The organism is Pseudomonas sp. UM16, from assembly GCF_050312595.1.
GTDB lineage: Bacteria > Pseudomonadota > Gammaproteobacteria > Pseudomonadales > Pseudomonadaceae > Aquipseudomonas.
In genome coordinates this window covers 85426-110868 of record NZ_JBNPJT010000004.1, presented here as the reverse complement: position 1 = coordinate 110868, position 25443 = coordinate 85426, and the positions used below count along the sequence as shown (strand labels likewise).

The window sequence follows — 25443 nt, the reverse complement described above, 5'->3', positions numbered from 1 at the left end:
ATGTTTCCTTACAGTGGGTTCTGTGGGCGCCAAGGTTCGATCAGCGCATCCAGGTTCAGGGCGTCGGAGAAATCCAGGAACTGGTCACGCAGCCAGCTGATCTGGGTGCCGGCCGGCAGAGTCACGGTAAACGTGGCGTTGAGCATGGTGCCGCCGGTCTGTGGCGCCTGGTAGGTGTCGCAGGTCAGGTTTTCCAGTTCGACATGGTGGTCGATGAAAAACTGGCACAGCTCATTGATGATGTCCGGGCGATAGGCGGCGCTGACATAGGCTACGTACGGCAGGGCCAATGGGCGCACTTCAAGCTCGGCGCTACGCACCACATTCACGGTGAAGGTGTGCTTCTTGGCCAGGCCCGGTAGGGCGCCTTCGAAGCGCGCCAAGGCGTCCCAGCTACCGGCAACCTGGAGGACCAGTGCACTGCACTCGCCGTGGCGGGTCAGGCGCGAGGTGACGACCGAGCAGCGATTGTCATTACTGGCTCGGCACAGGATGTTGGTCAGTTCCATGGGATTGGCACCTAAAGCACTGATGACAAGGAATTGTTCGCGAACGGTGGGGGTGGACATGCAGCATTCCTAAAGCGATGAGCGGTCGGTACCCGACAGGTCAGAATGGCGGGAAGGCGTGGTCCCGGGGCTCAGGATCGAGGCTTTGGGCACTGCCTGCGCAGGTTGTCGGCAGCCCGGCGGGCCGCTGTGTACCGATCAAAGAGAGAAGGGTAGCGAAAATGGCCGCCGAGGGGAATGCTCCAGCCGCCTGCTTCGCTTGTGCAAGGCCGATGGCGCCAGTACCATTACCGCTCTCTTTTTCCGGCAGGAGCAGTTTCATGATTGCGGGCAGTATGGTGGCATTGGTCACACCCATGGATGCACAAGGGCGTCTTGATTGGGGCAGCCTCAGCAAACTCGTGGACTTCCACCTGGAAAACGGCACCCATGCCATCGTGGCCGTCGGTACCACCGGCGAGTCGGCGACCCTGGATGTCAATGAGCACATTGAAGTCATCAAGGCTGTAGTAAAGCAGGTCAATGGCCGTATCCCGGTGATCGCCGGTACTGGCGCCAACTCCACCAGCGAAGCGGTGCACCTGACCCAAAACGCCAAGGATGCCGGTGCCGATGCCTGCCTGCTGGTCGTCCCGTACTACAACAAGCCGACCCAGGAAGGCCTGTACCAGCACTTCAAGCACATTGCCGAAGCCGTCGACATCCCGCAGATCCTCTACAACGTACCCGGCCGCACCTCCTGCGACATGCAGGCCGAGACCGTGATTCGCCTGTCGAGCGTGCCGAACATCATCGGCATCAAGGAAGCCACTGGCGACCTGAAGCGCGCCAAGGCCATCCTCGACGGCGTGAGCAACGACTTCATCGTGCTCTCTGGCGACGATCCGACCGCCGTCGAGCTGATCCTGCTCGGCGGCAAAGGCAACATTTCCGTGACCGCCAACGTCGCACCACGGGAAATGGCCGACCTCTGTGAGGCCGCGCTCGCAGGCAACGCCGAAAAAGCCCGCGCCATCAACGAAAAATTAATGCCTCTGCACAAGGACCTGTTCATCGAAGCCAACCCGATTCCGGTGAAGTGGGCTTTGGTCGAAATGGGCCTGATGCACAAAGGCATCCGCTTGCCGCTGACCTGGCTGAGCGAATCCTGTCACGATACGGTACGCCAGGCGATGCGCCAGTGCGGCCTGAAGTTTTAATTGAGGACGTACACCGCATGAAGCGATTGGCTGGTCTTTCCGCCCTTGCCTTGATCATTTCCAGCACCAGTGGTTGTGGCTGGCTCTGGGGCGAAGAGGGTTACTTCCGTGACCGTGGCAGCGATTATTTGGAGGCCACTCAGAAGGCGCCGATGCAACTGCCACCTGACGTCAGCAGTGCCAAACGCCTGGATCCGCTGCTGCCGATCCCGCGCAACGTCGCTGACGATAACGTCAAGGGTGAGTTCGAGGTGCCACGGCCATTGCCGTTGAACGCGGCAGCCGACATCAGTGATTTCAGCCTGCAGAAGAGCGGCAGTTCCCGTTGGGTCCTGGCCCAGCGTGCGCCTGCCGAAGTCTGGCCGGTCGCTCGGCAGTTCTTTGAAGACAACGGCTTTCGCATCGCCGAAGAGCGCCCGCAGACCGGTGAGTTCAACACCACCTGGCAGCGCTTTGACGAGTTGTCTGGCGCCATGGCCGGTCGTCTGGCCAGCGCGTCGAGCAGCCGCGACAACGAAGTGCGCACGCGCATTCGTATTGAGCCGGGCGTGCAGCGCAACACCAGTGAAGTCTACATCGTCAGTGTCGAGCGTCCGGCCGGCAGTACGGCCGAGCCTGGTTTCCCGGCCCGTTCGGAAAACACCGGTGTCGATGCCATGCTGGTCGACGAAATGCTTGCCAGCATGACCCGCAGTGCCGAGAAAGGCGGTTCGGTGTCGTTGCTCGCCGCACGTGATTTCGATGCCCCAAGCCGTGTCAGCCTCAGCGAAGACGGTAGCGGCAACCCGGTACTGAACATGGGCGCCGACCTTGATCGCGCTTGGTCCAGTGTTGGCCGTGCCCTGGAGCAGGGCGAATGGCGCGTTGAAGACATCAACCGCAGCCTGGGCCTGTACTACATCAACCTGGCTGAAAAAGCCGAGGCCAAAGACCAGGAGCCAGGCTTCTTCAGCAAGCTGTTTGGCAGTGCGCCGAGCAAGGAAGAGCGTGAAGCCCGTGCCGAGCGTTACCAGGTACGCCTGAGCAAGGTCGGTGACAGCGTTCAGGTTACCGTCGAGAAGAACATCAACACCGTGGCCCCGGCTGACGTCGCTCGCCGCGTGCTGAGCGTAATCCAGGACAACCTGGGTTAAGTGCGCTTCGCCGTACTTGGAAGTGGAAGCCAGGGAAATGGCACGCTGATCGCCAGTGACAACACCCTTGTCCTGGTCGATTGCGGCTTTTCCTTGCGTGAAACCGAGCGGCGCCTGGCGCTGCTCGGCGTTTCCGCCCAGCAGTTGAGTGCTGTGCTGGTCACCCACGAACATGCCGACCACGTGCATGGAGTGGGGTTGCTGGCGCGGCGCTACAATGTACCGGTCTACCTCAGTCGCGGCACGTTGCGCGGTATGCGTAAGCCGGTCGAGGCAGCGGGTTTTCTGGCGGCAAATGAGCACCTGCAAATCGGAGGATTAAGCATCCGCGCCGTAGGTGTAACCCACGACGCGCTTGAGCCATTGCAGTACGTGTTTGACGACGGAAGCCGGCGTTTCGGCGTGCTGACCGACCTTGGCTCCTACGACGCAGCCCTGCTGGAAAGCTATCAAGGCCTGGATGCCTTGCTGATCGAGGCCAACCATTGCCGCGACCTGCTCGGACGCGGGCCTTACCCGATGTTTCTCAAGCAACGGGTCGGTGGCGACTACGGACATTTGAACAACCATCAGGCCGCGCGCCTGGTGTCGGAGCTGGACTGGCAGAACCTGCAACATCTGGTGCTGGCCCATCTCAGTAGCAAGAACAACCAGCCACAGCTGGCCCGGCAATGTTTCGTCGACACCCTCGGGTGCGACCCGGACTGGCTGCAAGTGGCCAACCAGGATTGCGGGCTCGACTGGCGCGAAATCGCCTAGCCCATCTTATTTAGCAAGCGGAGCCCATCATGGAAAAACGTGAAGAACTCTACCGCGGCAAAGCCAAGTCGGTTTACAAAACCGACGACGCTGACCGCTTGATCCTGCTGTTTCGCAACGACACCTCGGCGTTCGACGGCAAGCGTATCGAACAGCTCGACCGCAAAGGCATGGTGAACAACAAGTTCAACGCCTTCATCATGCAAAAGCTTGAAGAAGCCGGCATTCCTACTCAGTTCGACAAGCTGCTGGGCGACAACGAGTGCCTGGTCAAGAAGCTCGACATGATCCCGGTCGAATGCGTCGTGCGTAACTACGCTGCCGGCAGCCTGGTCAAGCGCCTGGGCGTGGAAGAGGGCATCAAGCTTGAGCCGTCGACCTTCGAACTGTTCCTCAAGAACGACGAGAAGGGCGACCCGTTCATCAACGAATCTCACGTGGTTGCCTTTGGCTGGGGCACCGCTGAGCAGTTGGTGAAAATGAAAGCCTTGTCGCTCAAGGTCAACGAAGTGCTGAACAAGCTGTTCGATGACGCCGGCCTGCTGCTGGTCGACTTCAAGCTGGAGTTCGGCGTATTCCACGGTGAGATCGTCCTCGGTGACGAGTTCAGCCCGGACGGCTGCCGCCTGTGGGACAAAGAAACCCGCAAGAAGATGGACAAGGACCGCTTCCGCCAGGGTCTGGGCGACGTCATCGAAGCCTACGAAGAAGTTGCCAAACGCCTGGGCGTGCCGCTGTAAGCGGCAAATTCACGCAAGCGCCTGATACCACGCGAATTTTTTTCGCAAACAGGCTTTGCCTTTGGGCAAACTGCTGGTATCATGCGCGCCACTGGAGAGATGCCGGAGTGGCCGAACGGGACGGATTCGAAATCCGTTGTACTGGCAACAGTACCTAGGGTTCAAATCCCTATCTCTCCGCCATACATCGAAAAGCCCCTGGAACCTATGGTTTCAGGGGCTTTTTGCTTTCTGACTGTTTTTAGTTGTGACCGATGAAAGCCTGGCAGATTCTTTTTCGAAAGGCCTTTTAGTGACTTTCAATCCAATGCGGTAAGTTTCAGACTTTTCCTATGTTTTACCTGAGTGCGCGTTGTTATTGTTCAAAACCCACATGAATTGTGGGGAATGGCATTTAGACAAGTGCCTCTCTGAACAATGAAGAAGGAATGGTTTGTGAACAAGGTTTTTAAATTACTCGCCCTGTCGACGCTCATTGCCACAGCTGCTGGTTGCACCAGTTACAACATCAGTCAGCCTTCCTCGCCTATCGATAGCCAAGTTAAGGCTGAGCTGAAGGCTGATGTTGCCGTAGGCGAGGCGATCTCCGGTCAGTCTTCGGTCAATATCTTGTTCGGGGTGTTCAAGTTCGGGGGTGACACCGAGTTTGCCGATGGCGTGAGCTATGGTGGTGAAAGCGGTGGTGCGCTGGGTATGCTGGACCCGGTCAGTTCGGTCAAATCGGCAGCTGCCTTCAAGGCTGTCAAGGCATCGGGCGCTGATCTTATCGTTGCGCCACGCTATGAAGTGACTGAAGAAAACTACTTTGTCTTCAAAAAAGTATCTGTCACCGTCAAAGGTAGCAAAGGCAACATTCGCAGCATTCGTTAATCAAGCGTTCTACGTTTTTCGGTGATAGGGAGCGTAGGGCTAGCGCGATAAGCGAGTAGATCACAAAGCAGCTCCGCTATTTAGTGGACTGCTTTTTTGTGTTGGATAGAATTTCACTGCCCACTTTAGTTGATGCCATTCATCGTTCAATGCGTTGTTGTATTTCTACAATGAGTTAGACGCGCACGCGGGGCAGCCATATTAAATAGTCAGCCTAGTTTTGCAGCAACGGTGCCAGCGGCGCGTGGCCTGGCGTACAGACCGCCATTCGATTTTGCTGATCACTTATTGATTGCATGTAGCGGGCAGGCTGATCTCACTCAGGAAGGTGACTGTGGGATCTGTTAGTATGTCGGCCGTTTACAAAGGGCCGGCCCGTTGCGTTCACGCATGCAGGTTGAATTGAGCCCAGACTCTCGACGTCATTCATCGCCTGTAGGGCGATGCCGAAGCGCTATGCTGAATCGATGGGCGTCTCCCATCGGTTCAGGCCATTCATATTGAAAAAGGCACTGATCGTCCTCTGACGCGGTAGCTTTACAGACTGAGTAGGGCCCTTACCGGCCCTGCGCTTTATTTGGGAACATACGATGACAGCCGTGATCAACGCACTGAATACCTTCTTCTGGGGGTATGTCCTGATCTATGGCCTGCTGGCCGCAGGTATCTACTTCACTGTCCGCTTGGGCTTCATACAATTTCGTCATTTGCCGGAGTTCTTCCGCTCGGTGCTGCGTGCGCCCGCCAACGATGCAAGTGGTATTACGCCGTTCCAGGCGTTGTGCACCAGCCTGGCTTCGCGGGTAGGTACCGGTAACCTTGCGGGCGTGGCTGTAGCAATTACCCTGGGCGGGCCGGGGGCAGTGTTCTGGATGTGGGTGGTGGCGTCGCTGGGCATGGCAACGGCTTATGCCGAAAGCACCCTGGCGCAGTTGTACAAAGTACGTAATGACAAAGGTGAGTATCGCGGCGGGCCAGCGTTCTACATCGCCAAAGGCTTGAATGCGCCGTGGGCCGCAGCAATTTTCTCGGTGTGCCTGATCATTGCCTTTGGCCTGGTGTTTGGTGCGGTGCAAGCCAACTCCATTGCCGATGCCACCCAAGGCGCCTTTGGCGTACCCAAACTGACCACTGGCGTAGTGGTGGCGGTGCTTGCCGGTCTGGTGATTTTTGGCGGTATCAAGAAAATCGCTCGCTTTGCTGAGTTGGTCGTGCCGTTCATGGCGGGTGCCTACCTGTTAGTGGCGATTTATGTAATCGTGACCAACCTGGGTGAAGTACCGGCTGTGCTGATGTTGATCGTCAAGAGTGCCTTCGGCCTGGAATCGGCGGTCGGCGGCGTGGCTGGGGCCATGCTCAACGGCGTCAAGCGTGGTTTGTTCTCCAACGAGGCCGGTATGGGCTCGGCACCGAACATTGCGGCTGTGGCCACTCCCAATCCGCACCACCCGTCCTCGCAGGGCTTTGTTCAGGCGCTGGGGGTGTTTATCGATACCCTGCTGATCTGTACCGCCACAGCAATCATGATCCTGCTGTCGGGTGTGATTCCTGGCCCTGAAATGACCGGCACGCCACTGACTCAAGCGGCCATGAATGTGCACATCGGTTCGGCCGGGCAGTACTTCATTGCCGTGGCGATCTTCTTCTTTGCCTTCACCTCGATCATCGGCAACTACACCTATGCCGAAAACGCCATGGTCTATCTCAAGCTGAACACTCGTCTGGGGCTGACGGTGCTGCGTATCGCGGCACTGTTGATGGTGGTCTGGGGCGCATACGAAAGTGTTGCCACGGTGTTCGATGCTGCTGATGCCGCGATGGGGCTGATGGCGACCATCAACCTGATTGCGATCTGCTTGCTGTCGGGTGTGGTGATCAAGCTGACCCGCGACTACTTCGCGCAGCGTGCGGTGGGCACGCCGGAGTTCAATGCCAAGGATTATCCGGAGCTGTCGGGTAAGATCGACGCTGAAATCTGGGGGGCTGCCGATGACACTGCTCAGCCACTTGAAGCGTTGAAAGACCGGTAATAGCCAGGCTCATCGCGAGGCAACAGGTCATAATGGTCCGACGTTCCAACCATCAGTCAGGGCCTCGCGATGATCGGATTCACCTTCCGCCAGCTGGAGTATTTCGTCGCTGCCGCCGAGCAGGGCAGTGTCAGTGCCGCAGCGCGGGCCAAGCATATCTCCCAGCCTTCAGTCTCCCTGGCCCTGTCGCAGTTGGAGTCGATCCTGGGTGAAAAGCTCTTCCATCGCCAGGTCAGCCGCGGCTTGGAGCTGACCCCGAGCGGACGCAAGCTGCTGGAGCGGGCGCGCGGTATTCTTGACATGGCAACAGCCATTACCGGGCCCGGTGAGCAACAAGCCGGGTTGCGCGGGGCTTTGAGCCTGATCTGTTTTCAGGATCTGGGGCCGTACTACGCGCCAAGGCTGTTGAGCGGGTTTCGTCAGCGTTATCCCGAGGTCAGCATCACCTTGTTCGAGACCGATCTTGCCGAGGTCAATCGCAGGTTGGCTGATGGCAAGGCGGAGCTTGCGCTGACGTACGATGTGGGGCTCGACTCGCCAATCGTGAAGCGTGTGCTGGCGCAACTGACGCCCTACGCACTGTTGCCGGCCGATCATCCTTTGGCATTACAGGACAATGTGTCGCTGGTCGATCTGGCCGCCGAATGCTTGATCCTGGAAGACATTTCCAGAACCCGGGAGTACTTTCTGTCGCTATTCTGGGCACACGACCTGCAACCTGCGGCACTGCAATTGACGCAAACGTTCGAGATGCAGCGCGGGCTGGTGGCCCATGGTTATGGCGTGGCGTTGTCTTGCACGCGGCCTGTGAGTGATTGCAGTTATGACGGCAAGCCCTTGGCCTGCCGCCCCTTGCTTGAGACGGTGAGCCCGCAGCCGGTGGTGTTGGCCCAGTCCAGTGCCATGCGCCCCTCAGCGGCAGCGCAGGCGTTTCTGGACTGGGCAGCCCAGCAGTTTCCCGCTTAGCTCAGCTGTTGACCGACCCGGTTGCCACCACCAGTGGCTTGGATTGGCGCGCCACCAACAGCCAATAGCCCAGCGACAGCAACGCCAGCCAGCCGATGCCGACATACAGGGCCATGCGGGTGTCCGGGAACCAGGCCAGGACCCCAAAGATGAACAACATGAACGCAGCCGCGCAGGCTGGACCTACTGGCCAGAGGGGGACCGGGAAGTGCAGTTTGGCGACCTCTTCGCTGCTCATGCCGCGGCGCATCACCATCTGTGACAGCAGGATCATCAGCCACACCCAAACGATCGAAAAGGTCACCACCGCGGCCAAGATCAGGAACAGGTTCTCTGGCGCCAAGTAGTTGAGTATTACCCCGAACAAAAGCGCTGCACCCATGACCATCACGGTCATCCACGGTACGCCAAAGCGAGACAGGCGTGAGAAGCCTTTCGGCGCCTGACCGTTCTGGGCCATGCCGTACATCATGCGCCCGGCGGCGAAAATATCGCTGTTGATCGCTGACACCGCAGCGGAAATCACCACGATATTGAGCAGGCTGGCGGCCGAGCCGATGCCCAGGCCGCTGAAGATCTGCACGAAGGGGCTGCCTTCGCTGCCGATGCGGGTCCAGGGGTAGATCGACATGAGGATGAACAGGGTAAACACGTAGAACAGCAGAATACGCAACGGCACCGAATTGATGGCTTTGGGAATGACCCGTTGCGGATCCCGGGCTTCACCGGCGGTGATGCCGATCATTTCGACCCCGCCGAAGGCGAACATCACCACGGTGAAAGAGGCGATCATGCCGCTGACGCCGTTGGGGAAGAAGCCGCCGTGGCTCCACAGGTTGCTGATATTTGCCACCTGTTCGGTGGAGCCGCCCAACTGGATGCCGAACATTAGCACCGCGGCACCGGCCAGAATCATCGACACAATCGCTGTGACCTTGAGCAGTGACAGCCAGAACTCCAGCTCGCCGAACACTTTGACGCTGCACAGGTTCAAGGCACCGATGAAGAACACGATACCCAGCACCCAGATCCAGCGCGGCGTCTCCGGAAACCAGAAACTCATGTAGACACCGAAGGCGGTGACGTCCGCCAGGCACACCACCAGCATGGAGAACGCATAGCTCCAACCGGTCAGAAAGCCCGGGAAGCGCCCAAGGTACTGGCTGGCGTACTGGCCAAAAGAGCCGGACACAGGGTTGCGCACGGCCATTTCGCCCAGGGCGCGCATCATCATGTAGATGGCCGCGCCGCCAATCAGGTAGGCCAACAGTACAGAAGGTCCGGCCAGTTTGATGGCCGAGGCCGAGCCATAGAACAACCCGGTTCCAATGGCTGAGCCGAGTGCCATGAAGCGGATATGGCGGGTGCTCAGACCTCGCCGCAAGGCGGTGTTGTTGTCATTCATCCCAGGTAACTCCTCATTGTTCTTATTGTTCAGTGGCAAGGTGCCGAAGGAGACAGGCAGGGCTATTAACCGGCCAATTGACGGGCGTGACAATAAGCCGGGCCATACAGAATGCTGATAGTGGCGAATAGGCAAAGTGTCGTTTACCGGCAGCGGGCGGGCGTCCAATACTTTCGGGCATTACAACAAGAGAGGACTGCCCCGATGAAAGCCGATATCGAACAATTCCAACGTGACGGCGCTATTGTCTTACGTGGCGTATTTGGTGACTGGATCGAGCGCTTGCGTGAAGGTTTCGAACAGAACCTGGCGGCCCCCAGCGCTTTTGCCATTGAGAACGTTGGCAGTGGCGAGGGCGGACGTTTCTTCGAGGACTACTGTAACTGGCAGCGTATTCCCACGTTCACGGACTTTGTGCTCAATTCACCGGCGGCGGGTATTGCCGGGAACCTGATGCAGTCCCAGCACGTGCAGGTGTTCCATGACCATATTCTGGTCAAGGAACCCGGAACCTCCAAGCCGACGCCGTGGCACCAGGACCTGCCGTACTACTGCGTGGACGGCCAGCAAACGGCCAGCTATTGGATTCCCCTTGACCCGGTGACCTGTCACAACACGCTGAGCGTGGTGTTGGGCTCCCATCGCTGGCCCAAACCTGTGCGCCCCAAAAGCTGGGCCAACAACAAGGACTTCTATGGCGCAACCGATTCCGAATCCGGCGAAAGCGTGTTCATGGACATGCCGGATGTGGACAACGGTGAGTACCGCATTCTCTCGCCCGAACTCGAGCCGGGCGATGCGGTGGTTTTCGATTTTCGCACCGTGCATGGCGCTGCTGGCAACATCGGGAACAATCGCCGGCGGGCCTTCTCGACACGCTTCATGGGTGATGATGTGCGCTACGTGCAGCGACCGGGGCGCACTTCGCCGCCGTTTCCCGGTATTGAGCTGAAGGCTGGCGATCGCATGCGCGAAGACTGGTTCCCTGTGGTTTGGTCACGAACTTGATATCAGTAATGGGACCAACAAAAACCCCGCAGCAAACTGCGGGGTTTTTTTATTCTGGGGAAGCCTCAGGGCTTCACATGGGCGACGATTTCGTCCTTGATTTTAAGGCGCTCCTTTCGCAGCCGGGTAACCGTGTCATCCGCACTGGCGCTGGTCTCGGCATCAACCACTTGGTTGTCTTTGCGTAGGTAATCCTCGTACAGCTGGCTGAGTCGCGCGTCTGCTCTCTTCTTTTCGATGAATGCTTCCTTGGTCAGATTCAAGTCTGCGAGTAGATCGTGCTTGACCGGCATTTCTTCACCTCTCTGGGGGTTGGGGTGGAAGGTCACGAACTTTGAGAATAGTCGTCTTTGCCGGTTTTCGGGGCTGAGGTAGTCTGTTGTATCAATTGCCCGTTAAGGACCCATGCGCCATGCCTCATCTTCATGTGGAGTACACCGACAACTTGCGTGAGCTGGATGTCGACCGCCTGTTGCTGCGCCTGAACCATGCGTTGGTGGCCAGCGGTCAGTTCGCCGATGAACTGGATATCAAAAGCCGTGCCGTAGCACTGGCCTCATACCGTGTGGGCATTGCGCCGAACGAGCGGGCCTTTGCCCATGCCAAGCTGGCGATCCTCAGCGGTCGCTCGCCAGAAGTTAAACAACAACTGTCGACAAGTCTGCTGGAGGTGCTGAAAGAGGCAGTTCCGGGCACACCGGGGTTGAGTCTCCAGCTGTGTGTCGAGGTGCTCGATATCGAGCGTGATTCTTATTCCAAATTTTACTTGCCGGGATAACAAACTTAGGCATAAGTAATGTGAAAAAATGTAGTGAATGAATAGACGCCGATCGGCTAAAGGTTGGCGTCTTTTTCACAAAAAATTGATGCGCTTCTACTTAGTGTTCGCCTGGTCAAAAGACAATGTCGTAACGGCACTCTGACTGATTGCACTGTTTCTGGTCAGCGCTGGTGCTACGCATTTTATGAGTTACCAAGGCCTGGCCTCGCTGCTTTGCAATCATCATGAGATTCGTCTGATGCTGGTGCCGAGCAATGTAATTGGCGCCTCCTTCCGTTACGTCGGCGAACAGATTGGCGCGGCGGCTACGCCCTTTGCCAGCTGTCGCCCGGTACGGGCTCAATATTGAAACAACGCTCAGGCCAGGCAGAGATAGCGGTCGAGCGGTTTCCCGGCAATGGCCTGCGGCGTATATACTGCGCGCCATTGTTTGTGGGAGAGCCTTGTGGCCATCGAAATACACTGGATTTGCGACGACAGCAGCCTGGCCGAACATTGCCAGCAGTGGCGCCAGCTGCCCTTCGTGGCCGTCGACACCGAGTTCATGCGGGTGGATACGTTTTATCCGATTGCCGGGTTAATCCAGGTCGGTGTCGGAGCCTGTGCCTATTTGATCGATCCCCTGCGCATCGACAACTGGCAGCCGTTGGCCGAATTGCTTGAAGACACCCAAGTAATCAAAGTCCTGCATGCCTGCAGCGAAGACCTTGAAGTGCTCTCGCGCCTGACCGGCAGCCTGCCCGCACCGCTGTTCGACACCCAGCTGGCTGCCGGCTACCTGAACCTGGGTTTCTCCATGGGCTATTCGCGTCTGGTCCAGGAAGTGCTCGCTATCGAGCTGCCCAAGGGCGAAACCCGTTCTGACTGGCTGCAGCGCCCGCTGTCGGAAACCCAGGTCAGTTACGCCGCCGAAGATGCCGTGCACCTGGCAGAGCTCTACGAGCGCCTGCGTCCGCAACTGTCTGATGAGAAAAATGCCTGGGTGCTGGAAGATGGTGCCGAACTGGTAGCCCAGTTGCGCCGCGAAATCGACCCTCGTGAGTTGTACCGCGACGCCAAACTGGCTTGGAAGCTGTCACGGGCACAGTTGGCGGTACTGCGTGAGCTGTGCGCCTGGCGCGAGCGTGAAGCGCGTGCGCGTGACCTGCCGCGTAACCGCATCCTGCGCGAGAATGCCCTGTGGCCGATCGCCAAGACCCAGCCGCAGACGCTCGCGGCGCTGGCGAAGATCGAAGACATGCATCCGCGCACCCTCCGTCAGGACGGTGAGTTCCTGCTTGAGCTGATCAAGCAGGCCGCCAGCCTGCCAGCGGCGCAATGGCCGCCGGCGGTGCCCGAGCCATTGCCAATCGAGGCGTCGGCGCTGCTCAAGCAATTGCGTGCCATCGGCCAGGCCGAGGCCGAACGCCTGAACATCGCCCCGGAGCTGATGTTGCGCAAGAAAATCCTCGAATTGCTGCTCAAGAGCGGCTACCCGTCCGGACCTTATCAACTCCCCGATGCGTTGCGCGGTTGGCGCCGTGAACGGATGGGGCAGGCGCTGCTCGATTGCCTGGCTAGCGCTGGAGAACTGAAATGAAACGCATCTGCTCGATCTACAAGAGCCCACGCAAGAACGAAATGTACCTGTACGTACTCAAGGCCGACGGCCTGGAGCGCGTTCCTGAGGCGCTGCTGCCGTTCTTCGGCAAGCCGGTACACGCCTTTGACCTGGTCCTCACCCCGGAGCGTCAGCTGGCTCGCGAAGACATTGCCAAGGTCCTGGAAAACCTCGAGCAGCAGGGTTATCACCTGCAGATGCCGCCGGTCGAGGATGAGTACATCGAGCATCTGCCCGAAGAGCTGTTGCGTCGTAACGACCCGGTATGAGTCAAGGTTGTAAGAACATGCGTGTTTTGATCGCGGAACAGGATCATGCCCTCTACGCTCGCCTGCTGCGCGAGGCGGCACCGGAGCTTGAAGTCCTGACGAGCGGCGACTCGGCGGTATTGGCCGAGCAAGCTGCTCAATGTCCAGTATGGCTAGGTCAGCCGGACCTGCTGGCAACCCTGCTGCGCCAGGGGCACCAGCCCCAATGGTTACAGTCAACCTGGGCGGGAATCACCCCACTGCTGGCGGACGGCCTGCAGCGTGACTATCGCCTGACCCGTGCAGTAGGCATCTTCGGCCAGGTAATGGCCGAATACGTCCTGACCTACCTGCTGGGTCACGAACGGGAAGTGATGGCGCGCCTGGTCAGCCAGGTCGAACGCAAGTGGGATGACCGCCCTGGGCGTAGCCTGGAAGGGCGTCGGGTATTGATCGTCGGTACCGGTGATATTGGTCAGCGGGTTGCTGAGTTTCTCCTGCCGTTTGGCGTCAAGCTCTACGGCATCGCCAGTCAGGCCCGTGAACAGGCTCCTTTTATCGAAGTGGCGGCCATGAGCGACCTGGGACGTCTGGTTGGCGAAGTCGATTACGTGGTCAACCTGCTTCCGGATACCCCGGCCACTCACGACCTGTACGATGCCGCGATGTTTGCCCGGTTCAATCCCGAGGCACTGTTCATCAACGCCGGGCGAGGCGTGGCGGTGGTCGATGGCGACCTGGTTGAGGCCTTGAAACTTGGTCATCTTGCCGGTGCGGTGATTGATGTCTGCCGCCAGGAGCCGCTGCCGGCGCGTCATCCGTTTTGGACCGCCTGGGGTTTGCTGTTGACCGGGCACAGCTCGGCACCGACGTCGCCTGCGGCGATGGTGCGCTTGTTTGGCGAGAATTTGCGGGCGTATCAGGCGGGTGACGCGTTGCGCGGGGAAGTGGATTTCCAGCGCGGGTATTGACGGTAGCTGCAAGCTATAAGCTACAAGGTGCAAGTGGCGGCGGATTTCGGATCTGTGCACGCCATTTCTTGCAGCTTGCAGCTTGAGCGCTGAAAGCGTGAGCGCCTACAGGGTGAAATCACCTTCAGCCGCCAGTTCGCTCAGCGAACGGCGCGGGCTAGGTTCTTCACGGGCCTGCAACGCTTCAGCCAGGCTGGCCTTGTCACCCAGTTTGCCGATCGCTACCACGGCATGCAGGGCGTAGCCTTCAGGAATTTTCAGCTCTTTGCGGGTCAGTTCCTGATCGAAACCGGCCATGCCATGGGTGTGCCAACCGCTGATGCTCGCTTGCAGGGCCAGGTGGCCCCAGGCGGAACCGGTGTCGAAGGTGTGCCACAGGGCAGGCTTCTCTTCGCTGCTGCCAGGCGCGGCAAAGGTGGTCTTGGAGATGACGATCACCAGCGCCGCCGCATGTTGCGCCCAACTGCGGTTGAATTCGTTGAGCAGGCCCAGGTAGCGCTCCCAGTTCGGCGTGTCGCGGCGGGCGTAAAGAAACCGCCATGGCTGCGAGTTGTAGGCCGAAGGGGCCCAGCGTGCGGCTTCAAGGAAGCTCAGCAAGGTGGCTTCGCTGATTGGTTCGTTGGTGAAGGCACGTGGCGACCAGCGCTTGATGAACTGTTCGTCAATGGCATGTTCGGCAACGCGAGGATTAGCACTCATGGCGAGTTCCTGAAAGGGTGATGAGGGACCGTCGGTAAAACTACTGTGTCGTACTGCCACTGACAAGCGGTCTGGTATTGGCGCAAGACTCGCCCTAGACTGGCGCCGCCGCCCTGCGGCGCCTCTTTTGAACAGGACACCCGTTACATGATTGCCAGCGCCGACGCTTTCTGGAAGCGTAAGACCCTCGAACAGCTCGACCACCAGGAATGGGAGTCGCTGTGTGACGGCTGTGGCCTGTGCTGCCTGCAAAAGCTCGAAGACGAAGATGACAACAGCGTCTATTACACGCGTATCGCTTGCAAACTGCTGGACCTGAACACCTGTCAGTGCAGCGACTACCCGAACCGGCTCAAGTGGGTGCCTGATTGCATCCAGCTGACGCCGGGCAAGGCCGACCAGTTCAAATGGTTGCCGACCACCTGCGGTTATCGCCTGGTCAGCGAGGGCAAGGATCTGCCCAGCTGGCACCATTTGGTCTGTGGCGACCGCGAGCAGGTGCATAAACAGCGTATTTCCCAGTCCGGGCGCATGTTGAGCGAGAACAGCGTGGACGAAGACGACTGGGAAGATTATCTGATTTTCCGCGCTGGCTGAGCCGTACAGGCTTGCCGGGTATCGCGTTAAAGGAACAAGGAGTTTCTGCATGCGTGTGCGTTGTCATTGGCTGTTGGTCCTGGGCCTGTTAGCCAGTTCACCGGCTTGGGCGAAGAAGGTCAATCTGGATTATCACGTCCACCTCCTGCCGCAAAGCGAGCAAGCCGAGGTACGCCTGACCCTGGCCGAAGGGAGCGCGGTGCGCAGCCTGGATTTTGACTTAGGCAGCGTAGGTGTCTACAGCGACTTCAAAGCCGACGGCCAATGGCAGGTGCAAAGCGATGGCCTGCGTGGACGTTGGCAACCGGCGGCCGGCAAGAGCCAGTTGACTTACCGCGTGCGTCTGGCGCAGCGCCTGAGCAATGGCAGCTATGCAACGCATATGACCCCGGACTGGGCATTGTTTCGCGGTGACGACCTGGTGCCCCCGGCGCGTCTGGATCAGCAGGACGGCATTGAGCTGGTGGCGCGCCTGAGTTTCGAACTGCCCAACGGCTGGAAAAGCGTCGAGACGCCCTGGCCGCGTATTGGCAAGCAGCGCTTTCGCATCGACAACGTCTCGCGGCTGTTCGATCGCCCCACCGGCTGGATGATTGCCGGCACCATTGGCACCCGGCGTGCGCGCCTTGGCGAGACTGAAGTCAGCGTCGCCGCGCCGCTGGGCCAGGGCATGCGGCGCATGGATAACCTGACCTTGCTGACCTTCGTCTGGCCGCAACTGCAGGCGGTGTTCCCACGCAACCCGGCAAAGCTGCTGCTGGTCGGTGCACGGGAGCAGCTATGGCGCGGTACCCGCGCCGGGCACAACTCGATTTACCTGCATAGCAGCCGGCCGCTGGTCAGTGAAAACGGCTTGAGCCCGTTGCTGCGTGAACTGGTACAGGTCTTTGCCCAGGTCAATGACCGAGAGGCCAGCGACTGGATCTCTGAAAGCATCAACGAATACTACGCCATTGAGCTGCTGCGCCGTGCCGGCGGCATCACTGAAGAGCGCTATCAGGCCTTGCAAGCCGGGTTGGAGCAGCGCGGCGCCAAGGTCACCAGCCTGCGTGGTGAACAGGTTGACAGTGCAGTGACTGCGCGTGGTGTGCTGCTATTGCAGGCCTTGGATAAGGAACTTCGCCTGCACTCTCATAATCAGCGCTCACTCGATGACGTCACCCGCGCGCTGATGCGCCTGAACGGTGTCAGCACCGCCGAGTTCATTCAGCTCAGCGAAAGTGTGCTAGGCCGTGAGTCCGAGGTGCTGGCGAGCAAGTTGCTGCGTTAAGGCGTCGGGTTGTCCAGCGAGTCGTTGCCGGTAACCGTGGCGCTGCGGGTAGCGGCGTCGGCACTGGCCTTGAGCGCTTGCAGTTCTGCGCCGTTGCGCTCAAGGGTTGAGCGCAACTGGTCGATGTCACTGCGGCCACGCTCCAGGAGGCTTTTCAGCGAACTGTGGCCAGTGATACCACGCGCCAGGGCGACACCGCCAATGGCCACTTGAATCAGGCCGAACAGCCCGCCGCGACGCATACCCTTGCCGACCATGATTACCCCGCCGGCCACGGACGTGGCGCGTTCCCAACCCCGCACGTTGTGTTCGGGCTTGTCTTGCAGAGCAGGAATTAACGTCTTGTTTGCGGACATGGTCATTCTCCAGTGAGGGCGATGATATCCAGCAGACCGCCGTAGTTGCGGGACTGTTCCTTCGGATTACTTGAATTTCGGCCCGGAGCGGGTGTTCAAACCCTTGGCCAGACGGTCGTAGAGCACCACGTTGACGGTGGCGGCGAGGTTCATGCAGCCGTTGGTCGGAATATAGATGGTCTCTTCGCACCAGGCCCGCACGCTTGGGTCCAGAGAGCCGTCTTCTGGGCCGAAGATGTAGATGGCGCGGTCCGGGTGGGTGTATTCGGGCAACGCTCGGGCACCGTCGATCAGCTCAACCGCTACCGGCGTGCAGCCCAGGGGGATGATCTTTTGCAGGTCGTCGATACCTATCAGCGGAATGTCGTAGTGCACCCGTTTGGTATCAGTGACGAAATCGCGGGCGCGCTCATAGCGCTTACCGCTGTAGAACACCGAGTTGACGCCGTAGCAACCCGCTGCGCGCATCACTGAACCGACGTTCTCTGCTGACTTGGGGTTGAACAGACCAATGCAGCTGTACCGTTTGTTCGCCACGTGCCGGGGCCCTTCGCATATAAAGAAGGCGATTATACGGGCTTGCCGGCAGCTGTGGGGCGGGGGATTGCGCTCAGTCTTTTTTCAGCATACCGGCCAGCCCGGCGAACGGGTTATGCGTGGCCTTGGCGATGGTCGGGCTGCTGGTGGAGCCTTCGCTGAAGTACTGCTGGTCGGTGTAGCGGGAGTGCTCGTTATCGTGGCAGTACAGGCACAGCAACTCCCAGTTGGAACCGTCCTGGGGGTTATTGTCGTGGTTGTGGTCACGGTGGTGCACGGTCAGCTCACTCAGGCGCTTGCCGGCGAATTCGCGGGCGCAACGGCCGCAGACGTGCGGGTACATACGCAGGGCTTTGTCGCGGTAGCCCATCTCCTTGTCGCGCTTGGCGTCGGCAAGGATACGGTCAAGCCGTGCGGTGGCGGCGGCGGAAGATGGCGAACTCATGGGATTACCTTTTCTCGGGCTTGGTACGGTTATGCCTTGAAGTTTAGCCTGATGACGGGCCATTCGGACAGGCAAACCGCTACGCTTGGGAGTAGCCTGTGAGAAGGTGTTTCAAGGAGTCTGCTGATGCGCTGCCTGACTGTTGCCTTGCTGATCTTCGCCAGTGTGCAAACCACCCAGGCTGCCGACCTGCAGCCGCGGCCAATTGCCCCGGTGCCGGGTGCACCGGGTACGGCGACGCCAACGCCTTACCCGCAAATCACCCCCAGCACGCCACCGCGCGCCGGTGATGCACGCCCGGGTTCGCCGCTGCTGCCGTCCATGCCGGTGCCCGCACCACCCAGGGACCAACCCTTGCCGGGGCTGACACCCGAGGAGGGCAAGGGCAGGGCGATAACGGACTAGACCTGAGCCAGGCGCTGGCCGTCCTGCATGCGCAAGCGGCGTGACAGCGCCACGGCCAAGGCGCGGATGATCTTGGCGGCGATTTTCGGCGCGTCGTTGATCATCTTTTCCAGTGAGTCCTTGCCCAGGCTCAGCAACTGGCAGTCGCTGGCGGCCACGCAGCTGGCCGAGCGCCGTTCGCCGTCGAGCACGGCCATTTCCCCGAAAGCACGGCCTTTGCGCAGGGTGGCGATTTCCACCTGGCGCTGTTCGCAGTCGGCTTTGCGCACCGAGACCACACCGTGGTGGATGATGCACATGAAGGTGCCAGCATCGCCTTCAGCGAAGATTGCTTCGCCAGTGCTCAAGGTGGCAATGCTGAAGTAACCGGCAGCGTGCTGGAAGTCGCCAGGTTGCAGTTGGTCGAATAGCCCGCAGTCCATGAGCATGTCGCGGATTTCGTTGTTCAGATGAGTCGGTTCGGGCATGTGCGGTCGTTTCTTGTTGATTTGTGGTGTCTGGTTTTGGGGCCATGTTGCGGCCCATCGCCGGTAACGCCGGCTCCTACGCAGGTTGCCTACCCCGTAGGAGCCGGCGTTGCCGGCGAATCGATGGATCAGACAACAAATTTTTCGATTTACGCCAGCCCCAGCACTTTAAAGACAAAAGCATATTCCAGCGCCACATCGCGCAGCCCTTGATAGCGCCCGCTCATGCCGCCGTGGCCGGCGTCCATTTCGGTTTTGAGCAGTAACAGGTTGTCGTCAGTCTTGGTCACCCGCAGCTTGGCCACCCATTTGGCCGCTTCCCAATACTGCACGCGGCTGTCGTTGTAACCGGCGACCACCAGCAAGGCTGGGTAGGCCTGGGCCTTGACGTTCTCGTAGGGCGCGTAGGCCTTGATCCGCTCATACACCTCAGGCTCTTGCGGATTGCCCCATTCGTCATATTCGGTGATGGTCAGCGGCAGCTCCGGATCGAGCATGGTGTTGAGTACATCGACGAACGGCACCTCGGCAATCGCCGCCTTGAACAGCTCTGGGCGCTGGTTGAGTACTGCACCGATCAGCAGGCCGCCAGCGCTGCCACCACTGATCGCCAACTGCTCGGCACTGGTCACGCCCTGAGCGATCAGGTGCTCGGCGCAGGCAGTGAAGTCGCTGAAGGTGTTGTGTTTGTGCTCCTGCTTGCCTGCGCGATACCAGGCTTCACCCAGCTCACCGCCACCACGTACATGAGCAATGGCGAAGGCCACGCCACGATCGAGCAGGCTCAGGCGGGCATGCGAGAACCACGGGTCGAGGCTTTCGCCATAGGCGCCGTAGCCATAAAGGTACAGTGGCACCGGTTTGCCCAGGTCGCTGCGGCGTTGCACCAGGCTGATCGGTACTTGTGTGCCGTCACTGGCAGTGGCCCACAGGCGCTGGCTGACGTAGACGTCGGGGTCGAAGGGGCCGAGCACCGGGGTTTCCTTGAGCACCTGTTGGCTGCCATCGGCCAGTTCCAGTTGGCGCACCTGGGCCGGGCGATTCAAGGCCTGGTAGCGCAGGCGAATGCGCGTGCTGGCAAACTCCAGGCTGTCCTGCACGTACAGGCTGTAGGCTGCATCGGGTAACTCGACGCGATAAGGCGTAAGCCCGTGAGGGTGGACTTCGATGATCGGCAGACCGCCTTCACGCAGGCTCAGGCTCAAGGCACTGGCATTCAGGCTCAAGCCTTCGAGCATGATGTCGTCGCGATGGGGCACCAGCAGTTGCCACTGGGCGCGGGTCGGTACGTGTTCAGCAGCGGCCTGGTACAGGGCGAAGTTGATGCCGTCCTGGTTGCTGCGGATGAACCAGCGCCAGTGGCCGTCGAGCTGGCCGTGGTCAGGGAAGTATTCGTGGCCTTCGACGCGGGGTGCCAGGCAGGTGAAATCGCCGTCGGGCTGTTCGGCGTCGAGCACCCAGGCTTCGCTGGTGGTCTTGCTGTTGAGCAGCAGGATCAGTTGGCGTTCGGAGCTGGCCCGGTAGCAGTGCAGGAAGAAGCGCCCATCGGGTTCTTCGAAAACCTCCTGGCAGCCTTCGCGACCAAGGCGATGGCGCAGCAATTTGTGCGGTCGGTGGGTGTCGTCCAGTTCAGCGAAGAACAGGGTTTGGCTGTCATTGGCCCAGGTCATGCTGCCGTCGGAATCTTCGAACGGCAGTTGTTCGATCGCGCCGCTGGTCAGTTCTTTGACGTACAGGGTGTAGATTTCATCGCCGCTGGTATCGAGGCTGTACGCCAGGCGCTGATGGTCGGGGCTGACGTTGAAAGCACCGAGCGAGAGAAAGCCGCCGTTGGCCAACTGGTTGGGATCGAGCAGCAACTCTTCCTGGCTTTCGTCGACAGTGTTCGAGTCATCCGCCGGACGCGGGCAACGGTAATGTCGCGGGTACTCTTCGCCAGCGGTGGTGCGGCTGTAGTACAGGTACGGGCCCCAGGGCGAAGGCAGCGACAGATCGGTTTCCAGGATCCGCCCTTTGATCTCTTCGAACAGTTGCTCGCGCAGCTCGGCCTGGTCAGCCAGTTGCGCTTGCTGATAGGCGTTCTCGGCATTCAGGTAATCAATCACTTCGGGCGTGTCGCGTTCCTGAAGCCAGGCATAAGGATCGGCGCCTCCAGCCTTGTGGGCAATCGGGGCGCGGGGAGCGTTGGCGTCTGCGGACATTCGGGGATCTCTTGGCTGGGGGGCGCCTGCGCGCTGAAATGTGTTTATCATAAGCGTCTATTTGCTTAGCTTGCCACGGACACCATGACCGAGAACGACTATCTGCTTGCCTGGGGCCTCTACGCCCTGGCCGCCCTGGGGTGCCTGGCGGTGGGCTTTCGCCTGACCCGCTGGATGTGGCGCTGGCTGCGCGAACCGCTGCGGGTGGTGATGGCAGTATTGCTGTTGACCCCGACCATCATTGATCCGGTCAAAGACAAATTCGCCCCGGCGATTGCCATTGTCGCCCTCGACCTGTTGTTCAAAGTGGGTAACAACGCCTTGCGCGCCGCCGCCGACCTGGCCATGTACGGCATGATCGCCTTCGCCCTGTACGGGCTGTTCGTGCTCTTGCGCTGGCCCGTGCAAAAGCGTGCCAGAGCCCGCCGTGAGCAGGCTGAGGCAGCCGCCAAGCGGGACGCTGAAGAGGCCCGGGCGGATGCGCCAGGGTTTACCGCCGACAGCCGCGACCGCTATCGCAACCCGCCCGAAGCGCCACTGGGTGGCAACCGTCCGCGGGTCGAACCGCGCTTGTAGTCTTTGCCCGGGAGCAGCCACGCATGTGTGAACTATTGGGCATGAGCGCCAATGTGCCGACCGACATCGTTTTCAGCTTTACCGGGCTGATGCAACGTGGCGGACGCACCGGGCCGCACCGCGATGGCTGGGGCATCGGCTTTTACGAAGGGCGTGGCCTGCGTCTGTTTCAGGACCCGGCAGCCAGCTGTGATTCGGAAGTGGCCAACCTGGTCCAGCGCTACCCGATCAAGAGCGAAGTGGTCATCGGCCACATTCGCCAGGCCAATGTCGGTCAAGTCTGCCTGTCCAACACGCACCCGTTTGTGCGTGAACTGTGGGGCCGTAACTGGTGCTTTGCGCACAACGGTCAGTTGGGGGAGTTCAAGGGCCAGGCCACGTTCTATCGGCCCATTGGTGATACCGACAGCGAAGCGGCCTTCTGCGACGTGCTCAACCGCATACGCGAGGCGTTTCCGGAACCGGTCGAGGTCGAGATGCTCCTGCCGGTGCTGGTCGACGCGTGCGCTGAATACCGTGGCAAGGGCGTTTTCAACTGCTTGCTCAGTGATGGTGACTGGCTGTTCTGCTTCTGTTCGAGCAAGCTTGTACACATCACCCGACGCGCACCGTTCGGGCCGGCGCGGCTCAAGGATGTCGATATGATCGTCGACTTCCAGGCCGAAACCACTCCTAACGACGTGGTCACGGTGATCGCCACCGAAGCGCTGACCGAAAACGAAACCTGGCAGCGCTACGAGCCCGGCCAGTGGGCGCTGTGGCGTCGTGGTGAATGCATCGCCCAAGGACAACGCTAAGGGATAGTCCATGTTCAGAAGTTACCTGCGGTTGCTGCTGTTTACCTTTGGTTTGTTGGTAGGGGTGCAGGTCCCAGGCCTGATCAATGACTACAGCCAGCGCGTCGAAGCACATCTGCTGGAGTCCCGTGAGGGGCTCAAAGGCTTCGAAGCCACTGCCCAGCGTTTCTTCAAGGGGGATCTGCAGGCTTTGGTCCGCCACTACCGCAGCAGCGACGATCCGGTGTTTAACAGTGATGCCAACAGCATCGAGAGCCTGTTGATCCGCAATCGTCTGTTCGAGCACGAGTGGCAGATGCTTCAGGGCCCTTGGCTGCAGCGGACCTGGCATGTGCTGGTGAGCGCCGACAGTCAGCTGCGCGAAGAAACCCTCAAAGGCTACAGCTACCAGGTCCTTCTGGCCCCCGAGGCCCTGGCCTGGGGGCTGAGTTGTGCCTTGTTGTTGGCGCTGCTGGTGGAAAGCCTGTTGCTGCTGATCGGCTGGGTGGTGCTCGGCGGGCGGCGCAAAGCGGTGATCGAGAGCTGGCGCTAAACCAGCTTGATCCGCTGTGGCCCAGCGTTGCTGGCATAGCGTTCGAGCACATTGCGACACAGCGCTACCACTTCATCGACCAACTCGACCCCGGTCTGCCAAGCCACCACCAGTTCCAGGCTCGGCGGTTGTTGTATCAGTGGCAGCTGGGTCAGTTCACCCCTGGCCAGTTCCTCGCTGACCAGAGCTGGCGGCAGGGCACCAATACCGAAGCCATCACGCAGCAAGCGGGTGATCGCTGCCACCGAGTTGACGCAGTTAAGGCGCGGTGCGCTGACCCCTTCAGCCTGGAGCAGGCTGAGCACTTCCTGATGCGGTCGGGAGTTCTTTGAAAAGGTCACGATACGCTCGCGGGCAAGCTCGGCAAGTGAGGCATAGTCACGGTTGTAGATCGACTGGGTGGCGACGATCCAGCCCATCGGGTAGCGCGCCAGGTCCAGGCTGCGAATCGATTCCTGGCGAAGCAGGTCGGTTTGCAAGATAACGTCAAGAAACCCTTTTTGCAGCTGTTCGCGCAAATTAAGCGCAGTATCGGCGACAATCTCGATTTCAACTTGTGGGTAGCGTTCCATCAGTTCCGAGACCAGCGGGCTCATCCAGGTATGGATGACCGTGTCCATTACCCCCAGGCGCACCCGACCGACTTTCGCCCGGTCACTGTCCAGCGACTGCTTGAGGGCCTTGGCGGTGTCGAGCATCTGTTCGGCAAACTCAAGCACCTTGCTGCCTTCGGGGGTCAGGCTGACGCCGCGTGAGTCGCGCAGCAGCAGTTTTACCCCCAGGTCAGCCTCCAGCGCAGCGATACGGCTGGAGATCGAGGCCTGGGTGGTGAAGAGCTTTTCGGCGGTCAGGCGAAAGCTCTTGAGCCGGGCGACCCAGACGAAAGTTTCGAGGAACTTGAGGTTCATGGCACGCTCACTGATCAATTTTTTCTTATCCCAGACCGCTGGTTTTTCTCGTTGGACGACGATACGTCGGCGTCGAAAAATGACAGTCCGGTTGCGACGAAGATCGCCGCCTTTAAAACAATACCAACAAGCTGAGGCAACCATGAACCCATCGGGCGTGCAGCAACAGGTCAAATCCAGTTCAGTGGCGGGACCTTTCGACTGGTACCGCAACATCAACAAACAGGAACGACGGACTTTCTGGAGCTGCAAGATCGGCTACGGCCTGGATGGCATGGACACCCAGATGCTCAGCTTCGTCATTCCCACCCTGATTGCCCTGTGGGGTATCACCACCGCCGAAGCCGGCCTGATTCACACCAGCACCCTGATTGCATCGGCCCTGGGTGGCTGGATCGCCGGTATCCTCTCCGACCGTATCGGCCGCGTGCGTACCCTGCAACTGACGGTGTTGTGGTTTGCCTTTTTCACCTTCCTTTGCGGCTTTGCCCAGAACTACGAGCAACTGTTGATCGCCCGCACCCTGATGGGGTTTGGCTTCGGTGGTGAATGGACTGCCGGTGCCGTACTCATCGGTGAGGTGATCCGCGCCAAGGATCGCGGCAAGGCGGTGGGCATGGTGCAGTCTGGCTGGGCCATTGGCTGGGGCCTGACGGCGATTCTCTACGCTGTGCTGTTCACCTTGCTGCCGCCTGAAGACGCCTGGCGCGCCTTGTTCCTGCTGGGAATCGTGCCGGCGGTGTTCGTGATTTTCGTTCGTCGCCTGGTCAAGGACCCGGAAGTTTACCGCCTGGCCAAGGCTGCAGAAAAAACCGAGGCGCCGTCGCACTTCTATGAAATCTTCGCGCCCGGCATGCTCTTCACTACGATCCGCGCATCGCTGCTGACCACCGGTGCCCTGGGCGGTTACTACGCCATCACCTCCTGGCTGCCGACCTTTCTGAAAAACGAACGCGGGCTGAGTGTGCTCGGCACCGGCGGCTACCTGGCAATGGTGATTTTCGGTTCTTACATCGGCTATGTAATCAGCGCGTACCTCACCGACCTGTTGGGGCGCAAAAAGAACTTCATTCTGTTCGCCGTGGGCTCGTTCATCATTGTTCTGCTGTATACCCAGATGCAGGTCAGTGATGGCGTGATGCTTTGGCTGGGCTTCCCCCTGGGCTTTTTCGCTTCGGGTATTTTCAGCGGCATGGGTGCGTTCCTCACTGAATTGTTCCCCACCCGCATTCGTGGCTCGGGGCAGGGCTTCTGCTACAACATCGGCCGTGCCCTGGCGGCGTTCTTTCCGCTGCTGATCGGTATGCTCAGCCAGAAGATTCCGCTCGGCCTGGGTATCGGCGCATTTGCCGCGGTGTCCTACGGGGTGGTAATTCTGGCAGCCCTGAGCCTCCCGGAAACCCGCGGTAAAGAACTTGAAGCCCGCTAAGACCG

30 protein-coding genes and 1 tRNA gene are annotated in these 25443 nt (G+C 59.8%); 21 read left to right on the top strand and 10 right to left on the bottom strand.

The window, feature by feature from the left end; all coding sequences use genetic code 11:
• Positions 1–8: 8 nt before the first annotated feature.
• The gene (locus tag ACQRAX_RS05860) at positions 9–569 is read right to left on the bottom strand and encodes a glycine cleavage system protein R (RefSeq protein ID WP_045187680.1); all 561 of its coding nucleotides are present in this window, start codon (positions 567–569) and stop codon (positions 9–11) included.
• A 260-nt stretch (positions 570–829) separates the two neighbouring features.
• Here ACQRAX_RS05860 and dapA point away from each other — a divergent pair, with 260 nt between their 5' ends.
• From dapA to ACQRAX_RS05820, 8 genes are all read left to right on the top strand, one after another.
• Complete coding sequence (gene dapA, locus ACQRAX_RS05855) at positions 830–1708, top strand: 4-hydroxy-tetrahydrodipicolinate synthase (RefSeq protein WP_412038007.1); 879 nt, start codon at positions 830–832, stop codon at positions 1706–1708.
• Between the two features lie 17 nt (positions 1709–1725).
• Complete coding sequence (gene bamC, locus ACQRAX_RS05850) at positions 1726–2841, top strand: outer membrane protein assembly factor BamC (protein WP_412038008.1); 1116 nt, start codon at positions 1726–1728, stop codon at positions 2839–2841.
• The gene (locus ACQRAX_RS05845) at positions 2842–3600 is read left to right on the top strand and encodes an MBL fold metallo-hydrolase (protein ID WP_412038009.1); all 759 of its coding nucleotides are present in this window, start codon (positions 2842–2844) and stop codon (positions 3598–3600) included.
• 29 nt (positions 3601–3629) lie between these two features.
• Positions 3630–4340, top strand: coding sequence for a phosphoribosylaminoimidazolesuccinocarboxamide synthase (gene purC / locus ACQRAX_RS05840; RefSeq protein WP_038613804.1), 711 nt, complete (start codon positions 3630–3632; stop codon positions 4338–4340).
• 93 nt (positions 4341–4433) lie between these two features.
• Positions 4434–4523, top strand: a tRNA-Ser gene (locus ACQRAX_RS05835).
• Between the two features lie 234 nt (positions 4524–4757).
• Complete coding sequence (locus ACQRAX_RS05830; RefSeq protein ID WP_412038010.1) at positions 4758–5210, top strand: hypothetical protein; 453 nt, start codon at positions 4758–4760, stop codon at positions 5208–5210.
• Positions 5211–5800: 590 nt separating this feature from the next.
• A complete protein-coding gene (locus ACQRAX_RS05825; RefSeq protein WP_412038011.1) occupies positions 5801–7240 on the top strand; it encodes an alanine/glycine:cation symporter family protein in 1440 nt (479 codons plus the stop codon).
• A gap of 69 nt (positions 7241–7309) precedes the next feature.
• Positions 7310–8206, top strand: a complete 897-nt coding sequence (locus ACQRAX_RS05820; protein WP_412038012.1) for a LysR substrate-binding domain-containing protein — start codon at positions 7310–7312, stop codon at positions 8204–8206.
• A 1-nt stretch (position 8207) separates the two neighbouring features.
• On the opposite strand, the gene ACQRAX_RS05815 is transcribed toward ACQRAX_RS05820, so the two are convergent.
• A complete protein-coding gene (locus ACQRAX_RS05815) occupies positions 8208–9611 on the bottom strand; it encodes an amino acid permease (RefSeq protein ID WP_412038013.1) in 1404 nt (467 codons plus the stop codon).
• Between the two features lie 204 nt (positions 9612–9815).
• Between ACQRAX_RS05815 and ACQRAX_RS05810 the strand changes: the two genes are divergently transcribed.
• Positions 9816–10619 (top strand): phytanoyl-CoA dioxygenase family protein, encoded by an 804-nt coding sequence (locus ACQRAX_RS05810; protein ID WP_412038014.1) that lies wholly within the window; start codon positions 9816–9818, stop codon positions 10617–10619.
• Between the two features lie 65 nt (positions 10620–10684).
• Here the strand turns inward: ACQRAX_RS05810 and ACQRAX_RS05805 are convergent, their stop codons facing one another.
• Positions 10685–10912 (bottom strand): DUF465 domain-containing protein, encoded by a 228-nt coding sequence (locus tag ACQRAX_RS05805; protein WP_412038015.1) that lies wholly within the window; start codon positions 10910–10912, stop codon positions 10685–10687.
• Between the two features lie 119 nt (positions 10913–11031).
• Between ACQRAX_RS05805 and ACQRAX_RS05800 the strand changes: the two genes are divergently transcribed.
• The 5 genes from ACQRAX_RS05800 (at position 11032) to ACQRAX_RS05780 (ending at position 14219) form a co-directional block, all read left to right on the top strand.
• Positions 11032–11397, top strand: coding sequence for a 5-carboxymethyl-2-hydroxymuconate Delta-isomerase (locus ACQRAX_RS05800; protein WP_412038016.1), 366 nt, complete (start codon positions 11032–11034; stop codon positions 11395–11397).
• A gap of 145 nt (positions 11398–11542) precedes the next feature.
• Positions 11543–11749: a phosphoethanolamine transferase domain-containing protein gene (locus tag ACQRAX_RS05795; protein ID WP_427867732.1), complete on the top strand. Its 207-nt coding sequence runs from the start codon at positions 11543–11545 to the stop codon at positions 11747–11749.
• Positions 11750–11845: 96 nt separating this feature from the next.
• The gene (gene rnd, locus ACQRAX_RS05790) at positions 11846–12979 is read left to right on the top strand and encodes a ribonuclease D (protein WP_412038017.1); all 1134 of its coding nucleotides are present in this window, start codon (positions 11846–11848) and stop codon (positions 12977–12979) included.
• Positions 12976–13269 carry a YcgL domain-containing protein gene (locus ACQRAX_RS05785; protein WP_045187650.1) on the top strand — a complete coding sequence of 98 codons (294 nt, stop codon included), beginning with the start codon at positions 12976–12978 and terminating at the stop codon, positions 13267–13269. Before rnd ends, ACQRAX_RS05785 begins: the two co-directional genes overlap by 4 nt.
• A 17-nt stretch (positions 13270–13286) precedes the next feature.
• Complete coding sequence (locus tag ACQRAX_RS05780) at positions 13287–14219, top strand: D-2-hydroxyacid dehydrogenase (RefSeq protein WP_412038018.1); 933 nt, start codon at positions 13287–13289, stop codon at positions 14217–14219.
• A 105-nt stretch (positions 14220–14324) separates the two neighbouring features.
• Here the strand turns inward: ACQRAX_RS05780 and ACQRAX_RS05775 are convergent, their stop codons facing one another.
• Entirely contained in the window at positions 14325–14918 is a 594-nt protein-coding gene (locus tag ACQRAX_RS05775) for a nitroreductase family protein (protein WP_412038019.1), read from the bottom strand.
• A 147-nt stretch (positions 14919–15065) separates the two neighbouring features.
• On the opposite strand from ACQRAX_RS05775, the gene ACQRAX_RS05770 reads away from it, so the two are divergent.
• Together ACQRAX_RS05770 and ACQRAX_RS05765 are read left to right on the top strand one after the other, a co-directional pair.
• Positions 15066–15515, top strand: a complete 450-nt coding sequence (locus tag ACQRAX_RS05770; RefSeq protein ID WP_045187644.1) for a YcgN family cysteine cluster protein — start codon at positions 15066–15068, stop codon at positions 15513–15515.
• A gap of 55 nt (positions 15516–15570) precedes the next feature.
• Complete coding sequence (locus ACQRAX_RS05765) at positions 15571–16785, top strand: hypothetical protein (RefSeq protein WP_412038428.1); 1215 nt, start codon at positions 15571–15573, stop codon at positions 16783–16785.
• Here ACQRAX_RS05765 and ACQRAX_RS05760 read toward each other — a convergent pair.
• From ACQRAX_RS05760 to ACQRAX_RS05750, 3 genes are all read right to left on the bottom strand, one after another.
• On the bottom strand, positions 16782–17141 hold the full coding sequence (locus ACQRAX_RS05760; protein ID WP_412038020.1) for a YgaP family membrane protein: 360 nt from the start codon (positions 17139–17141) through the stop codon (positions 16782–16784). The genes ACQRAX_RS05765 and ACQRAX_RS05760 overlap by 4 nt on opposite strands.
• A gap of 66 nt (positions 17142–17207) precedes the next feature.
• Positions 17208–17678: an RNA methyltransferase gene (locus tag ACQRAX_RS05755; RefSeq protein ID WP_412038021.1), complete on the bottom strand. Its 471-nt coding sequence runs from the start codon at positions 17676–17678 to the stop codon at positions 17208–17210.
• Between the two features lie 73 nt (positions 17679–17751).
• Complete coding sequence (locus tag ACQRAX_RS05750; RefSeq protein WP_412038022.1) at positions 17752–18123, bottom strand: YajD family HNH nuclease; 372 nt, start codon at positions 18121–18123, stop codon at positions 17752–17754.
• Between the two features lie 126 nt (positions 18124–18249).
• Between ACQRAX_RS05750 and ACQRAX_RS05745 the strand changes: the two genes are divergently transcribed.
• Positions 18250–18528, top strand: coding sequence for a hypothetical protein (locus ACQRAX_RS05745; RefSeq protein WP_412038023.1), 279 nt, complete (start codon positions 18250–18252; stop codon positions 18526–18528).
• On the opposite strand, the gene ACQRAX_RS05740 is transcribed toward ACQRAX_RS05745, so the two are convergent.
• Entirely contained in the window at positions 18525–18995 is a 471-nt protein-coding gene (locus ACQRAX_RS05740; RefSeq protein WP_412038024.1) for a cyclic nucleotide-binding domain-containing protein, read from the bottom strand. The two genes, ACQRAX_RS05745 and ACQRAX_RS05740, sit on opposite strands and share 4 nt — an antisense overlap.
• 149 nt (positions 18996–19144) lie before the next feature.
• Positions 19145–21196, bottom strand: coding sequence for a S9 family peptidase (locus tag ACQRAX_RS05735; protein ID WP_412038025.1), 2052 nt, complete (start codon positions 21194–21196; stop codon positions 19145–19147).
• An 84-nt stretch (positions 21197–21280) separates the two neighbouring features.
• Here ACQRAX_RS05735 and ACQRAX_RS05730 point away from each other — a divergent pair, with 84 nt between their 5' ends.
• Genes ACQRAX_RS05730 through ACQRAX_RS05720 form a run of 3 tightly spaced genes read left to right on the top strand, consistent with a single transcriptional unit; the run spans position 21281 to position 23101 of the window.
• Entirely contained in the window at positions 21281–21772 is a 492-nt protein-coding gene (locus ACQRAX_RS05730; protein WP_412038026.1) for an MFS transporter, read from the top strand.
• Between the two features lie 23 nt (positions 21773–21795).
• The gene (locus ACQRAX_RS05725; protein WP_412038027.1) at positions 21796–22569 is read left to right on the top strand and encodes a class II glutamine amidotransferase; all 774 of its coding nucleotides are present in this window, start codon (positions 21796–21798) and stop codon (positions 22567–22569) included.
• A gap of 10 nt (positions 22570–22579) precedes the next feature.
• Positions 22580–23101, top strand: coding sequence for a DUF2937 family protein (locus tag ACQRAX_RS05720; protein ID WP_412038028.1), 522 nt, complete (start codon positions 22580–22582; stop codon positions 23099–23101).
• Here ACQRAX_RS05720 and ACQRAX_RS05715 read toward each other — a convergent pair.
• Entirely contained in the window at positions 23098–24009 is a 912-nt protein-coding gene (locus tag ACQRAX_RS05715; protein WP_412038029.1) for a LysR family transcriptional regulator, read from the bottom strand. The genes ACQRAX_RS05720 and ACQRAX_RS05715 overlap by 4 nt on opposite strands.
• Before the next feature lie 142 nt (positions 24010–24151).
• Here ACQRAX_RS05715 and ACQRAX_RS05710 point away from each other — a divergent pair, with 142 nt between their 5' ends.
• Positions 24152–25438 (top strand): MFS transporter, encoded by a 1287-nt coding sequence (locus tag ACQRAX_RS05710; protein ID WP_412038030.1) that lies wholly within the window; start codon positions 24152–24154, stop codon positions 25436–25438.
• The last annotated feature ends 5 nt before the right edge of the window (positions 25439–25443 follow it).

Bases quoted from the DNA above. Each gene is read 5' to 3' on its own strand.
- ACQRAX_RS05860 (WP_045187680.1), bottom strand. From the start codon at position 569: ATGTCCACCCCCACCGTTCGCGAACAATTCCTTGTCATCAGTGCTTTA.
- dapA (WP_412038007.1), top strand. From the start codon at position 830: ATGATTGCGGGCAGTATGGTGGCATTGGTCACACCCATGGATGCACAA.
- bamC (WP_412038008.1), top strand. From the start codon at position 1,726: ATGAAGCGATTGGCTGGTCTTTCCGCCCTTGCCTTGATCATTTCCAGC.
- purC (WP_038613804.1), top strand. From the start codon at position 3,630: ATGGAAAAACGTGAAGAACTCTACCGCGGCAAAGCCAAGTCGGTTTAC.
- ACQRAX_RS05830 (WP_412038010.1), top strand. From the start codon at position 4,758: ATGAAGAAGGAATGGTTTGTGAACAAGGTTTTTAAATTACTCGCCCTG.
- ACQRAX_RS05825 (WP_412038011.1), top strand. From the start codon at position 5,801: ATGACAGCCGTGATCAACGCACTGAATACCTTCTTCTGGGGGTATGTC.
- ACQRAX_RS05820 (WP_412038012.1), top strand. From the start codon at position 7,310: ATGATCGGATTCACCTTCCGCCAGCTGGAGTATTTCGTCGCTGCCGCC.
- ACQRAX_RS05815 (WP_412038013.1), bottom strand. From the start codon at position 9,611: ATGAATGACAACAACACCGCCTTGCGGCGAGGTCTGAGCACCCGCCAT.
- ACQRAX_RS05810 (WP_412038014.1), top strand. From the start codon at position 9,816: ATGAAAGCCGATATCGAACAATTCCAACGTGACGGCGCTATTGTCTTA.
- ACQRAX_RS05805 (WP_412038015.1), bottom strand. From the start codon at position 10,912: ATGCCGGTCAAGCACGATCTACTCGCAGACTTGAATCTGACCAAGGAA.
- ACQRAX_RS05800 (WP_412038016.1), top strand. From the start codon at position 11,032: ATGCCTCATCTTCATGTGGAGTACACCGACAACTTGCGTGAGCTGGAT.
- ACQRAX_RS05785 (WP_045187650.1), top strand. From the start codon at position 12,976: ATGAAACGCATCTGCTCGATCTACAAGAGCCCACGCAAGAACGAAATG.
- ACQRAX_RS05780 (WP_412038018.1), top strand. From the start codon at position 13,287: ATGCGTGTTTTGATCGCGGAACAGGATCATGCCCTCTACGCTCGCCTG.
- ACQRAX_RS05775 (WP_412038019.1), bottom strand. From the start codon at position 14,918: ATGAGTGCTAATCCTCGCGTTGCCGAACATGCCATTGACGAACAGTTC.
- ACQRAX_RS05770 (WP_045187644.1), top strand. From the start codon at position 15,066: ATGATTGCCAGCGCCGACGCTTTCTGGAAGCGTAAGACCCTCGAACAG.
- ACQRAX_RS05760 (WP_412038020.1), bottom strand. From the start codon at position 17,141: ATGTCCGCAAACAAGACGTTAATTCCTGCTCTGCAAGACAAGCCCGAA.
- ACQRAX_RS05750 (WP_412038022.1), bottom strand. From the start codon at position 18,123: ATGAGTTCGCCATCTTCCGCCGCCGCCACCGCACGGCTTGACCGTATC.
- ACQRAX_RS05745 (WP_412038023.1), top strand. From the start codon at position 18,250: ATGCGCTGCCTGACTGTTGCCTTGCTGATCTTCGCCAGTGTGCAAACC.
- ACQRAX_RS05740 (WP_412038024.1), bottom strand. From the start codon at position 18,995: ATGCCCGAACCGACTCATCTGAACAACGAAATCCGCGACATGCTCATG.
- ACQRAX_RS05735 (WP_412038025.1), bottom strand. From the start codon at position 21,196: ATGTCCGCAGACGCCAACGCTCCCCGCGCCCCGATTGCCCACAAGGCT.
- ACQRAX_RS05730 (WP_412038026.1), top strand. From the start codon at position 21,281: ATGACCGAGAACGACTATCTGCTTGCCTGGGGCCTCTACGCCCTGGCC.
- ACQRAX_RS05725 (WP_412038027.1), top strand. From the start codon at position 21,796: ATGTGTGAACTATTGGGCATGAGCGCCAATGTGCCGACCGACATCGTT.
- ACQRAX_RS05720 (WP_412038028.1), top strand. From the start codon at position 22,580: ATGTTCAGAAGTTACCTGCGGTTGCTGCTGTTTACCTTTGGTTTGTTG.
- ACQRAX_RS05715 (WP_412038029.1), bottom strand. From the start codon at position 24,009: ATGAACCTCAAGTTCCTCGAAACTTTCGTCTGGGTCGCCCGGCTCAAG.
- ACQRAX_RS05710 (WP_412038030.1), top strand. From the start codon at position 24,152: ATGAACCCATCGGGCGTGCAGCAACAGGTCAAATCCAGTTCAGTGGCG.